We start from the raw sequence: 13,740 nt of genomic DNA, 5'->3' as shown, positions 1-13,740 counted from the left end.
TTGTAGTTAATTTGTAAAACGATGTCAAAACGTTATTTTAATTCGGAACATTTTTCATAAACAGCCAAAAAAGACTTCCGATTTACGGAAGTCTAACGACAAGCAGTTTTATCCACTTCCTACGACGGCATTATCCGTATCAGGTAAAGGGTCGAAGCTATATACTTCCTCTCAGCCTGTCATACAAGCTCCCCTGTGCAATTTTAAATTTTATTAATTATAACATAGTCATGCATATTGTCAACAATTATAATTTTCGTTAGCCGCAACTTTTCATAAATGTAAAGATAATGAAACTGGCTGATAATCAAATTTTCCAATCATTGTTTCGAATAACTTATTTACCGCTATCTCAATTGAATGAAACTTAAAGAACATTAATACTAATTATGGTCCGGTTTCCAATAACGGGAACCATTGACCGTACGTTTTAAAAGTCCATAGTCAATCAATTCTCTTCGCAATATAAAATAATCATCAAAAGTATGCCATACTTGACACATTTCATTGACCTCTTTTTCTGTATAATCCTTGTTTAGGTCAAATTTCTGAGTCAAGTAAGTTAAAATTTCTAATCTTGTGGTTTTCTTTTTAGGTAGCTGATTTATTCTACCACGCTCATCAAGAAACTTACTGATATTAATATTAGTTTTTAAATTGTTTGCTTTAGTCATTTGACAGCGCTCTCCAATCGTTTAATTTCCTAAGAAAATCCTAACATTCATCTTTAATTTTCTACTTATCTTTTTATTTTAAAAATAAGACATAAATTTAAACACGCACTCAAGACATTATGTCTTTTTAACCACCCAATAAATGGTCACTGAGCTTATTATTACTTTAAATTTTCTTATGCTATAATTATAAACTCAGTCTAATAAATTGTTCAATAAACGCTCCGTAGAGTTTTGATGAATTAGGAAAATGAATCCGTGCACTCGTTACGCTAACGCTGCACTCGTCGCGGGCTTCTCCCTATAAAAAAATAGAGCACCAAAACTGATTATTAAGCGAGCTAATCAAATAGGCCATTGAACATACTGCAGCGAAACAACGAACCATGGGGCACTCGGTTCCGCTAACGCTCCACCTCGTCGCGTCAGTCGCCAGATGGCTCCTTCCTACTGTAAAATAAAAAATGAGCTTTAAAACAAACACGCTTGTAAGTTACAGAGTCGAAAATGAATCCGTGCACTCGTTACGCGCAGTACGCACTCGTCGCGGGCTTCGCCCTATAATCCCTTTTAACATACTGCAGTGAAACAACGAACCATGCGGCACTCGGTTCCGCTAATGCTCCACCTCGTCGCGTCAGTCGCCAGATGGCTCCTTCCTTCTAAAGAATAAAAAAAGAACTTAAAAACAAACACGCTTGTTTTTAAGTTCTTTTTCTATTTTTTAGAGCCGCATGGCTCGTTGTTTCACGCAAAAAAAGCCCCGCAACGTCCTATCCTCCCAGGCAGTCACCCACCAAGTACTTTAGGCGCTAGAGGACTTTACTTCTGTGTTCGGTATGGGAACAGGTGTGACCCCTCTGCTATCGTTACGGAGCAAATTAGCTTATTTATTTTTCTTTCCAGTGACATGGTCACTCGAAACAGCACAGTGTATAAATTCTTTTGGATCAAGACCTCGGCTGATTAGTACTGGTCCGCTCCATATGTTGCCATACTTCCACTTCCAGCCTATCGACCTGGTCGTCTACCAGGAGCCTTAACCTTGCGGTGAGATATCTTATCTTGAGGGGGGCTTCGTGCTTAGATGCCTTCAGCACTTATCCCTTCCAAACTTAGCTACCCAGCTATGCCCCTGGCGGGACAACTGGTGCACCAGTGGTTTGTCCATTCCGGTCCTCTCGTACTAGGAACAGCTCCTCTCAAATATCTAACGCCCACGACGGATAGGGACCGAACTGTCTCACGACGTTCTGAACCCAGCTCGCGTGCCTCTTTAATGGGCGAACAGCCCAACCCTTGGGACCTGCTTCAGCCCCAGGATGAGACGAGCCGACATCGAGGTGCCAAACCTCCCCGTCGATGTGGACTCTTGGGGGAGATAAGCCTGTTATCCCCGAGGTAGCTTTTATCCGTTGAGCGATGGCCCTTCCACTCGGTACCACCGGATCACTAAGCCCGACTTTCGTCCCTGCTCGAGATGTCTCTCTCGCAGTCAATCACCCTTTTGCCTTTGCACTCTAACAGATGGTTTCCAACCATCCTGAGGGTAACTTTGGGCGCCTCCGATACATTTTTGGAGGCGACCGCCCCAGTCAAACTGCCCATCTGACACGGTCCAATGTCCGGATTACGGACACTTGTTAGAATTCCAATAGTACAAGGGTGGTATCCCAACAGCGGCTCCTTCGAGACTGGCGTCCCAAACTCAATGCCTCCCACCTATCCTGTACGTCTACTACCAGAATCCAATGCCAGATTGCAGTAAAGCTCTACGGGGTCTTTCCGTCCTGTCGCGGGTAACTCGCATCTTCACGAGTACTACAATTTCACCGGGTGTGTTGTCGAGACAGCGCTCAAATCGTTACGCCTTTCGTGCGGGTCAGAACTTACCTGACAAGGAATTTCGCTACCTTAGGACCGTTATAGTTACGGCCGCCGTTTACTGGGGCTTAAATTCGCACCTTCGCGTTACCGCTAAGCACTCCTCTTAACCTTCCAGCACCGGGCAGGCGTCAGCCCCTATACGTCATCTTTCGATTTAGCAGAGACCTGTGTTTTTGCTAAACAGTCGCTTGAGCCTCTTCTCTGCGGCCCCCCTAAAGGGGCACTCCTTCTCCCGAAGTTACGGAGTCATTTTGCCGAGTTCCTTAACAACACTTCTCCCGCTCATCTTAGGATTCTCTCCTCGCCTACCTGTGTCGGTTTACGGTACGGGCACCTTCTCTCTCAATAGAAGCTTTTCTCGACAGCGTGAAATCAGCGACTTCCCTACTTGTTTTTCGTTCCCCATCACGCCTCAGCCTTATAACAAAGGGGATTTGCCTCCTCTGTAAGCCTCGACGCTTGGCCCGGCTCTTCCAATCGCCGGGTTCGCTTATCCTTCTGTGTCACTCCATCTCTCAAACAATTAAAGGTGGTACAGGAATTTCAACCTGTTGTCCATCGCCTACGCTATCCAGCCTCGGCTTAGGCCCCGACTTACCCTGAGCGGACGAGCCTTCCTCAGGAAACCTTGGGCTTTCGATGGTGAAGATTCTCACTTCACTTTCGCTACTCATGCCAACATTCTCTCTTGTCTGAAGTCCACCTATCCTTACGAATAAGCTTCGCCCCGCAGACATTGCTCCCCTACCACTATGGTAGTACCATAATCCATCGCTTCGGTGCCAGATTTTAGCCCCGTTTATTTTCGGCGCACAACCACTCGACCAGTGAGCTATTACGCACTCTTTAAATGTATGGCTGCTTCTAAGCCAACATCCTGGTTGTTTATGCAGTTGCACATCCTTTCCCACTTAATCTGGACTTCGGGACCTTAGCGGATGGTCTGGGCTGTTTCCCTTTCGACTATGAAACTTATCTCCCATAGTCTGACTGCCGTATATAAGTGTATGGCATTCGGAGTTTGATATGGTTCAGTAAGCTCTACGCCCCCTAGCCAATTCAGTGCTCTACCTCCATCACTCTCTCTACAACGCTAGCCCTAAAGCTATTTCGGGGAGAACCAGCTATCTCCGTGTTCGATTGGAATTTCACCCCTATCCACAACTCATCCAAGCCTTTTTCAACAGACACTGGTTCGGACCTCCACTTGGTTTTACCCAAGCTTCATCCTGGTCATGGATAGATCACACGGTTTCGGGTCTACGGCATACAACTAGTCGCCCTGTTAAGACTCGGTTTCCCTGCGGCTCCGTGCCTGAAGCACTTAACCTTGCTGCATACCGTAACTCGTTGGCCCGTTCTACAAAAAGCACACCGTCACTTGCGCTCCGGCTGCTTGTAGGCACAGGGTTTCAGTTTCTATTTCACTCCCCTTCCGGGGTTCTTTTCACCTTTCCCTCACGGTACTGTTCGCTATCGGTCACTCAGTAGTATTTAGCCTTGGGGGGTGGGCCCCCCATATTCCCACAGGGTTTCACGTGTCCCGTGGTACTCGTCGATTACCCACTCCTATCCCTTTCGCCTACGGGGATCTCACCCTCTTCGTCCGGCCTTCCCAGGCCGTTCGGCTAAAAATAGAAATTTGTTGTAATCCGGGCTCTTCCTCTTTCGCTCGCCGCTACTCAAGGAATCGATGTTTCTTTCTTTTCCTCCGGGTAATGAGATGTTTCAGTTCCCCGGGTTCCCTCCATGAACCTATGTATTCAGTCCATGGTGACTGACCTTCTGTCAGCCGGGTTTCCCCATTCGGATATCTGCGCTTCAACGGTTATGTGCACCTTCACGCAGCTTTTCGCAGCTTGTCGCGTCCTTCATCGGCTCTGAGTGCCAAGGCATCCGCCCTGTGCCCTTCATTTCTTGATCCTTAACTACTGACAGTAGAACTTCGTCAATAGTCTTGTAGTCCCTAAAGACTACGATCCTTTAAACTTACGTTTTTCATGTTGTTACATCTGAAATTGTATGTTTTCTTTTATACACTATGCTGTTTTCAATGACCATGCGCTTAAAAAATGCACCCGAAGATGCTTTCTTTAAACTTTTTTGTATAACCATAGGTCATACAAAAGAAAATAGTACCATGACTCCCTGTTTTCCTTAGAAAGGAGGTGATCCAGCCGCACCTTCCGATACGGCTACCTTGTTACGACTTCACCCCAATTACTGACCCCACCTTCGGCAGCTGGTTCCTTGCGGTTACCTCACTGACTTCGGGTGTTGCCAACTCTCGTGGTGTGACGGGCGGTGTGTACAAGACCCGGGAACGCATTCACCGCGGCATTCTGATCCGCGATTACTAGCAACTCCAACTTCATGCAGGCGAGTTGCAGCCTGCAATCCGAACTGAGATCTGTTTTAAGGGATTAGCTTCACCTCGCGGCTTCGCAGCCCTCTGTTCAGACCATTGTAGCACGTGTGTAGCCCAGGTCATAAGGGGCATGATGATTTGACGTCGTCCCCACCTTCCTCCGTGTTATCCACGGCAGTCTGCTTAGAGTGCCCAACTTAATGATGGCAACTAACCACAGGGGTTGCGCTCGTTGCGGGACTTAACCCAACATCTCACGACACGAGCTGACGACAACCATGCACCACCTGTCTCTCTGTCCCCGAAGGGAAAGTCCTATCTCTAGGATTGTCAGAGGATGTCAAGACCTGGTAAGGTTCTTCGCGTTGCTTCGAATTAAACCACATGCTCCGCTGCTTGTGCGGGTCCCCGTCAATTCCTTTGAGTTTCAACCTTGCGGTCGTACTCCCCAGGCGGAGTGCTTATTGTGTTAACTGCGGCACTGAGTTCCCCCAACACCTAGCACTCATCGTTTACGGCGTGGACTACCAGGGTATCTAATCCTGTTTGCTCCCCACGCTTTCGCACCTCAGCGTCAGTATTTGTCCAGCAAGCCGCCTTCGCCACTGGTGTTCCTCCTAATCTCTACGCATTTCACCGCTACACTAGGAATTCCACTTGCCTCTCCAATACTCAAGTTCTCCAGTTTCAAATGCATTTCCCCGGTTGAGCCGGGACCTTTCACATCTGACTTAAAAAACCGCCTGCGTGCCCTTTACGCCCAGTAAATCCGGACAACGCTTGTCCCCTACGTATTACCGCGGCTGCTGGCACGTAGTTAGCCGGGACTTTCTCCTTGGGTACCGTCTTTGTTCTTCCCCAATAACAGAACTTTACGATCCGAAGACCTTCTTCATTCACGCGGTATTGCTGCGTCAGGGTTTCCCCCATTGCGCAATATTCCCCACTGCTGCCTCCCGTAGGAGTCTGGACCGTGTCTCAGTTCCAGTGTGACCGTTCGCCCTCTCAGACCGGTTACCCATCGTCGTCTTGGTGAGCCGTTACCTCACCAACTAACTAATGGGACGCGGGTCCATCCTATGGCACCGGAGTTTTGATGCAAAAGCCATGCGACTTCTGCATATTATAAGGCATTACACCCAGTTTCCCGAGGCTATTCCTTTCCATAGGGCAGGTTACCCACGCGTTACTCACCCGTTCGCCACTTTCCGATTATTCTCTCACCCGAAGGCTCAATCATAATCTTCTCGTTCGACTTGCATGTGTTAAGCATACCGCCAGCGTTCGTCCTGAGCCAGGATCAAACTCTCTATAAAAAGTTTGTAAAGCCTTTCGGCTTAAGCTCATTTTTAACGTGATTTCACGTGTTGACATTTTTTAAAGAGTGCCGCTCTTATTGTTGTTGACCTAAGTCAACTGATTTACAGGTTTTATGGTACTATTCTCTTTTCTATGACCCTGCGTAAACGTTTAAGTTTCCGCCGCCTCTCTTAAGAAGCTTTTCTATTATATCGTCTTTACTTTATACTGTCAAGCACTTTTTAATTTTTCTTTTTCACAAGTTTCTTAATCCGTGCTGCTGTCTCACGAGACAACTTCATTAGTATACGCTCTTTACCTTCCACTGTCAAGACTTTTTTAAAATTATTTTTTATTTCTCCTGACAGTCATATAAATACCCGCCACTTATCACTCTAAACATCCTTTTTAACATTATTTTAATAATTTTTAACATCCTGCGATTCATTAGCTAATATTCAGGTTTGACCAAAATAAAAGCGGGTATACCAACACTATAGCCAATAGCAAATGTTTAAAAAATTAAAAAAGAGGTGTGAAAATGAAAAGACTTATTTTGATTGGCATTCTTCTACTTACCGTCACAGGAATTCTAACTAGTTGCAGCTCTTCAACTGGAACAGATACCCAAACTACTGCTACAGCCAGCCGTTACCAGGTAAATGAAATTCAAGAATACCAGGGAACAAATCTTGACCCTTCTATTGGACCCAGAGATAATTCTATTAAAGGCGTTCAATTTGTAGATATCGATTCGTATACTCTCTCCGTATTCGGTCTTGTAGATACACCCATATCATTAACTTATGACGAAGTATTAAAACTGGATTCCTACGAGCGCCTGATCACCCTCCACTGCGTAGAAGGTTGGGATGCAACGATACTTTGGAAAGGGGTTCTTTTAAAAGATATAATGGATTTATCTGGAGTTCAGTTCCAGGCTAACACCGTAATTTTTCATTCTGTCGATGGCTACACTACTTCATTACCTCTTGAGCAAATTGTTTCTCATAATCTTATTTTGGCATATAGTGCAAATGGAATTGATCTGCCTCCAGAGATGGGCTATCCTTTCATTGTCGTAGCTGAAGACAAACTGGGTTATAAATGGGCTCGATGGGTTTCAGGAATTGAACTCTCTGATGACCCTAATTATTTGGGTTATTGGGAGAGTTTAGGCTATAGCAACGATGCAACTTTAAACTAAAAAATGTCAGCTGACATTCCCATCTTTTCTAATTTGTCCAAAACTTTAATTATCGTCATACAAAAATAACCTCGCCAGTTAAAGTCTCTATCTGGTGAGGTTATTAATTTCTTATCAGTGGCTTTCACAAAGATAACTTTTTCATATTAAACTTCTTGCATTTGATTTTAATAAACTTAATTATCCACTGGTTTCATCGTCGGGAATAAAATAACGTCACGAATGCTGTGTTGATTTGTAAACAACATCACTAAACGGTCAATTCCGATCCCTAAACCACCTGTTGGAGGCAAACCCACTTCCAGCGCATTAATAAAGTCTTCATCAAAAGGATGGGCTTCATCATCACCTTCAGCTTTTTTCTGAACTTGTGACATAAATCTTTCTTTTTGATCAATAGGGTCGTTTAGTTCTGAGAACGCATTTGCACATTCTGCTCCATTAATATATAACTCAAAACGCTCTGTATATCGAGGATCTTGCGGATCTCGTTTTGCCAATGGTGAGATTTCCACAGGATGCATTGTTACAAAAGTAGGTTGAATAAGTTTATCTTCTACATATTGATCGAATACTTCAGCCATAATTTCGCCAACAGAATTCTGGTCTTCAACATCCACATTCAGTTTTTTCGCCGCTTCTTTAGCCTCAGCCACATCAGTCATCACGTCAAAGTCAACCCCAGTATGTTCTTTGACCAAATCCACCATTCGCTCCCGTTTAAACGGTGCTTTCAAACTAATCTGCTCTTCTCCATATTGAATGAGTTCAGAGCCGTTAACCTCTTTACCCAGATAGCTGTACAATTCTTCCAGCATATCCATAAGGTTATGATAGTTAGCATAGGCTTCATAAGATTCAAGCAGAGTAAACTCTGGGTTATGGGTTGCATCCATCCCTTCGTTTCTAAACACCCGGCTAACTTCATAGACTTTGTCAAAGCCCCCAACAATCAATCGTTTAAGCGGTAATTCCAATGCTATTCGCAAATATAGTGGAATATCCAGGGCATTGTGATGTGAAATAAATGGTCGGGCATTGGCACCACCAGCTAGATTTGACAGAACTGGCGTTTCCACTTCAATAAATCCACGGTTGTCATAAAACTCCCGGATTTTTCGAAGCAGCTGTGATCTCACCTGAAAAACTGTTTTAACTTCAGGATTTACAATCAAATCTACATAGCGCTGTCGATATCTCAGTTCCATATCTTTCAGTCCGTGGTATTTTTCAGGCAAAATTTGAAGCGATTTACTAAGAAGCGTAAGCTCCGAAACCCGTACGGAAATCTGCCCCATTTTAGTTTTAAAAACCTCACCGGAAATGCCGACAATATCGCCAATATCATAGGTTTTTATTTCGTCATACCGTTCAGAAAGATTGTCTTTTTTGAGAAACATCTGAATTCTTCCAGTCGAATCCTGCAGATCATAAAAAGAAACTTTCCCCTGTCCACGTTTTGACATAATCCGTCCAGCCATGGACACTTTTACTTCTTCATACTGTTCATAGTTCTCTTCAATCTCTTTTGCATAGGCACTGATATCGTAATGTGTTTCTTTAAAAGGATCTTTTCCAGCTTCCTGAAGTTTTTTTAACTTATCCCGTCTGATTTCCAATAATTCACTAAGATTTTCTGTTGACAACTGCTTTACTCCTATCTTCTGATTTCCAGAATTTGATAATCTACTTCACCATCTGGAATCTGAACTTTAACAACTTCTCCAACTTTTCCACCAAGTAAAGCTGACCCAATAGGCGATTCATTAGATATCTTATTGTTCAGCGGATCTGACTCGGCAGATCCGACAATTTTATACTCAGCAACAATATCCATCATCGAATTTTTAATTTTGACAGTACTTCCGACGCCTACATCTTCAGTATGAATTTTTTCATCATCAATTACTTCAATGATTTTTAGTTGCTGTTCCAGCTCAGAGATTCGACCTTCAATGAAGCCCTGTTCATTTTTCGCTTCATCATATTCAGCATTTTCACTTAAATCACCAAACTCACGTGCAGTTTTGATTCGTTCTGCCACTTCATGACGTCTCACAGTTTTAAGATGGTCCAGTTCCTGTTTCATTTTATTAAAACCATCTTGTGTAACCATTTTTCTATTATTTGCTTCCATTTTTACTCCTTCAACCATTTCCGGCTTATGCTCAAATTATGTGAGTCATTATAATTAATAACCGTTTTTATGTCAAGTTATTACCTTAACATGACCAATTATTTTCCAATCGTTTCTATTCCCCACATGGCGTGTACCAGTTTTTCTGGTACTGTTACTGTTCCATCAGCATTCTGATAATTTTCCAGTATTGCTGCCAGGGTTCGTCCAACTGCCAGTCCCGAACCGTTTAGCGTATGAACAAATTGCGGTTTTTTCGTCTTTTCGTCACGGTACCGAATATTTGCCCGGCGAGCCTGATAATCCTCGAAGTTTGAACATGATGAAATTTCCACATATCGATTGTAGCTCGGCATCCAGACTTCAATATCATAAGTCTTAGCAGAACTGAATCCCAAATCTCCAGTACAGAGCTCCACTACACGATAAGGGATTTCCAGCAACTGAAGAATTTCTTCCGCATCGTTTGTCAGTCTTTCAAGCTCCTCATAAGAGCGATCTGGATGGGAAAACTTGACCATTTCCACCTTATCAAACTGATGATTTCTAATTAACCCTCTGGTATCACGCCCAGCCGATCCGGCTTCCTGTCTAAAGCATGGCGTATAGGCTGTCAGATACTGTGGCAGATCATCTTCTGTAAGTATCTCATCACGATAGATATTTGTCACTGGCACTTCTGCGGTTGGCACCAGAAAATAATCTTTAGAAGGCAAATGAAAGGCATCCTCTTCAAACTTGGGCAATTGTCCAGTTCCCGTCATACTGTCACGATTAACCATGAATGGTGGCGAAATTTCAGTATACTGATGTTTTGTACAGTGAATATAGAGCATGAAGTTAATTAGTGCCCGTTCAAGCCTTGCCCCTTCGGCCTTGAACATCGAAAATCGTGCACCAGTAATTTTTGCTGCCCGTTCAAAATCAAGAATATCCAGGTCAACACCAATATCCCAGTGAGCTTTTATTTCAAAATCAAAAACTCTCGGCTCACCCCATTTACGGACTTCCTTATTAAAAGAATCATCTTTCCCAACGGTCACATCAGGATTGGGGACATTGGGTAAGCTTAACAGCTGAAAGCGCAGTGACTCGTCAACTTCTCTGATTTCGCCATCCAGTTCTTTAACCCGGTTGGCAAGCTCTTTCATTTCTTCAAAAATTTCGGTACAGTCTTTATTTTCTTTTTTCAGTTTTGGAATTTCTTTATTAACCTGATTCTGACGTTTTTTCATTTCCTCTACCTGCTGTAACAGGCTTCGTCTTTTCTCGTCCAGTTCCAGAACCGGCTGCAAATCATAATCTCCCCGCTTATTCAGGCCTTCCTGAACAAGTTCCATATTCTCTCGAATTCTTTTTATATCAAGCATTTTAACCTCCTGCTTTTTACTCTGTAGTTTGGTTTTGCATATTTTTCAGAACCGCTTCCAGTTCATCTAATTTTTGGCCATAAAGGGCCCAGTCGCCAGCCTGCTGAGCAGCCTGAGCTTCATCAAATAAGGCGTTTGCCTGCGAAACCAGACTGGTCGAAACATTTCCATCCTGCTGCACTGAAGATGATTCTTCAGGCTGTCCATCTGATGTAACACCAAATAACTGTTCAATTCCTTCACCTAGTGAATCCGCCATAATCATTCGATCCTGATAGGACAGAATAACTTTCTTCACTTCCGGTAAATTATTATCGCCACTAGAAGCCTGAATATACACCGGCTCAACATAAACTATAGCATTCTCAATTGGAATCGGCATCATGTTTCCGCGAAGCACCCGTGATCCCTGCTGACTTAAAAGCGTCAGCTGCGGCGATATTGTGGTGTCCTGATCAATCCGCTGCTCTATTTGCATCGGACCATAAATCAGCTGTTGCTTAGGGAACTGATATAAAATCAGTTTTCCATAATCCTCACCATCAGAAACACCTGCCAGCCATGCATTCATATTATCTTTATTCTTAGGTGTAAACGTTGTGGTCAACATGAATTCCTCTTCCCGCTCAGGAAGTTTCATCATAATATAGGACGAAGGCAGCAGCACTTCAGATTTCTCTGTTTCATAAAACTGAGTCGCTGTTTCCCATTGGTCTTCCTTGTTATAGAACACCTGCGGGTTAGACATATGGTATGTCTTATAAATTTCTGACTGTATATCAAATAGGGTTTTAGAATACCTGGTATGAATTCTAATTGACTCCGGCATTTCAGAAAGGTCTGTCAGCCACTCCGAATAAATGTTTCCAAACGTATCAATCAAGGGTTCATCTTCAACCTGATAAAAGGTAACATCACCATTATACGCATCTACTACAACTTTAACAGAATTTCTGACATAATTATCCCCCGCTTCATTAAAAGACTGGGAATAAGGGTAACGATCACTGCTGGTAAAAGCATCGATTATCCAGTACAAACGTCCATCAGCAACGACGAGATAAGGATCACTATCGTAAGATAGGAATGGCGCAATGGTTGAAATCCGATCAATGAGATTACGTCTAAAAATCATCTTGCTGTCCGAAGTGATTTCATTAGCCAAAAGAAGTTCCGGCGAACCATAATAAAGGGCAAAGGATAACCGGTTGAAAAACGACATATTGATTCCAGCCGAGCCGGAATATATTGTTTCCTGATTGTTCTCCCCTTGTGGGTAATCAAACTCAGCGGTAGTACAGTTGGTTATAATGTAATCATCATCACTTTCCCCAAAATATATCCGCGGTTCTTCAATCGTAAGCTCTGAATATTCTGAACTTGGCGGAATATCTTTAATAATCAACTCCGGTTGCCCAGTAGCAGTCGTTTTATTTACTGGTGACATGGCTAAACCAAAGCCGTGAGTGTATTTAAGGTGTTGATTAACCCACGTTTTTGCTTCATCCGGCAAAAGATCGTTGTTCATCTCACGGGCTCCCAAAAACACCTGGGTATATTCGTCATCAATCATGTAACGATCTACATCAACATCATAAAACTGATAATAGTTTCTGATCCCCTGCAAAGAGTTGTACATATCCTGGGTAGGATCCTGATCATTTATTGGAATATTTTCTATCGTTATCTCATTTTCGGCGATATCTTCAGCGGTTAATGTCTGATCACCCGAGAATTCAACTACTTCTACCTCCAAAAGATCATAGGCTGTCTGGGTAAAATTAATATTATATGCTATATAAGCTTCTTCCTTAACCAACTGGTTCGGCACCACAATCAATGACTCATACGCTGCCTGACCAAGAGTTCCAACCACTGTAATCACAATCAAGACAACCGGACCACTAAGAAGCAGTCTGAATTTCTTCTGATATCCGGCCCAAATCACCATAAGACCCATTGCAAATGCAAGCACAGCCTTTATGATCACAACTTTTAAACCCACATCAACATCACTGGCTCCAGCTCCCACTACAATACCACTGCTTGAATAGAGCAAATCAAAAGCTTCAAAAATATACTGCGGTACCAGTAAGATTAAGAATATCCCAAGGAGGATACCAACAAGTTTTATATTATTGGTAATCAGGTCTTTTATAAAACGTCCGGAATTATTTTTAAGATCTTCTAGATTCTGCTGATTTGATAAATCAAAGTGATTTTTTAGCGATAAATAACCATAAGCCACCAAAACAATCAGTGCTAACCCAGTATAAAAGAAACGTATAATATTATATAGGCTCTCAAGAAACGGCACAGTATAAATATAAAACCCTAAATCCTTATTAAAAATCGGATCTGTGACATTAAAAACCGTCTGATTAGTGAACTCCAGAAATTCATACCAGATTCTGTTGATGACAAAAACCGTCATCAACAAAGAAACCCCTAAAACTAGGAGTGCATAAAAGAAAGTAATCCATGATTTTTTTGTCTTGTTATCACCAATGGTTAAGCCAATTTTTCCTTTTAAAAAGCGAATAAAGAAAAACATAATCACCGACAGAACGATAAAAATAGGAATACCTAATTGCAGTTTGGTGATCAGCTCTTTAAAAAATATTTCAGTATATCCAGCTTCATCAAACCAGAGATAATCAACATAAAAATGATTCAACGATAGAAGTACCATCAATAAACAGGCTGCTACACCAAGGCCAATCCACAATCCTCTTTTCTTAATTGTCATCTCTCCTCCTCTATATAAAGCATATCAATTTTATTATTATAACATAAAT

The 13,740-nt window shown here is 42.7% G+C and carries 6 protein-coding genes, 3 rRNA genes and 1 riboswitch; of the genes, 1 reads left to right on the top strand and 8 read right to left on the bottom strand.

Annotation, left to right across the window (positions count from 1 at the left end):
* Positions 1-99 precede the first annotated feature (99 nt).
* A riboswitch (TPP riboswitch) is annotated at positions 100-205 on the bottom strand.
* 178 nt (positions 206-383) lie between these two features.
* From Q5O24_03465 to Q5O24_03450, 4 genes are all read right to left on the bottom strand, one after another.
* On the bottom strand, positions 384-674 hold the full coding sequence (locus Q5O24_03465; protein WKY48397.1) for a DUF2087 domain-containing protein: 291 nt from the start codon (positions 672-674) through the stop codon (positions 384-386).
* Positions 675-1,434: 760 nt separating this feature from the next.
* A 5S ribosomal RNA gene (gene rrf, locus Q5O24_03460) occupies positions 1,435-1,551 on the bottom strand.
* Between the two features lie 69 nt (positions 1,552-1,620).
* A 23S ribosomal RNA gene (locus Q5O24_03455) occupies positions 1,621-4,484 on the bottom strand.
* 238 nt (positions 4,485-4,722) lie between these two features.
* A 16S ribosomal RNA gene (locus tag Q5O24_03450) occupies positions 4,723-6,245 on the bottom strand.
* Together the 16S, 23S and 5S rRNA genes form the textbook arrangement of a ribosomal RNA operon.
* A 524-nt stretch (positions 6,246-6,769) precedes the next feature.
* On the opposite strand from Q5O24_03450, the gene Q5O24_03445 reads away from it, so the two are divergent.
* Positions 6,770-7,435 (top strand): molybdopterin-dependent oxidoreductase, encoded by a 666-nt coding sequence (locus Q5O24_03445; protein ID WKY48396.1) that lies wholly within the window; start codon positions 6,770-6,772, stop codon positions 7,433-7,435.
* 176 nt (positions 7,436-7,611) lie between these two features.
* Here the strand turns inward: Q5O24_03445 and lysS are convergent, their stop codons facing one another.
* From lysS to Q5O24_03425, 4 genes are all read right to left on the bottom strand, one after another.
* A complete protein-coding gene (gene lysS, locus Q5O24_03440) occupies positions 7,612-9,081 on the bottom strand; it encodes a lysine--tRNA ligase (GenBank protein ID WKY48395.1) in 1,470 nt (489 codons plus the stop codon).
* 11 nt (positions 9,082-9,092) lie between these two features.
* Positions 9,093-9,572: a transcription elongation factor GreA gene (gene greA, locus Q5O24_03435; protein WKY48394.1), complete on the bottom strand. Its 480-nt coding sequence runs from the start codon at positions 9,570-9,572 to the stop codon at positions 9,093-9,095.
* Positions 9,573-9,670: 98 nt separating this feature from the next.
* Positions 9,671-10,942, bottom strand: a complete 1,272-nt coding sequence (serS, locus tag Q5O24_03430) for a serine--tRNA ligase (protein ID WKY48393.1) — start codon at positions 10,940-10,942, stop codon at positions 9,671-9,673.
* Between the two features lie 16 nt (positions 10,943-10,958).
* Entirely contained in the window at positions 10,959-13,691 is a 2,733-nt protein-coding gene (locus tag Q5O24_03425; protein ID WKY48392.1) for a UPF0182 family protein, read from the bottom strand.
* Between the last annotated feature and the right edge of the window lie 49 nt (positions 13,692-13,740).

The organism is Eubacteriaceae bacterium ES3, from assembly GCA_030586155.1.
Classification (GTDB): domain Bacteria; phylum Bacillota; class Clostridia; order Eubacteriales; family Eubacteriaceae; genus Acetobacterium.
This window is presented reverse-complemented; position numbering and strand designations above follow the sequence as displayed.

What these genes read in the sequence shown, in the direction of transcription:
- Q5O24_03425 (WKY48392.1), bottom strand. Translation starts at nt 13,691, where the DNA reads ATGACAATTAAGAAAAGAGGATTGTGGATTGGCCTTGGTGTAGCAGCC.
- Q5O24_03445 (WKY48396.1), top strand. Translation starts at nt 6,770, where the DNA reads ATGAAAAGACTTATTTTGATTGGCATTCTTCTACTTACCGTCACAGGA.
- Q5O24_03465 (WKY48397.1), bottom strand. Translation starts at nt 674, where the DNA reads ATGACTAAAGCAAACAATTTAAAAACTAATATTAATATCAGTAAGTTT.
- greA (WKY48394.1), bottom strand. Translation starts at nt 9,572, where the DNA reads ATGGAAGCAAATAATAGAAAAATGGTTACACAAGATGGTTTTAATAAA.
- serS (WKY48393.1), bottom strand. Translation starts at nt 10,942, where the DNA reads ATGCTTGATATAAAAAGAATTCGAGAGAATATGGAACTTGTTCAGGAA.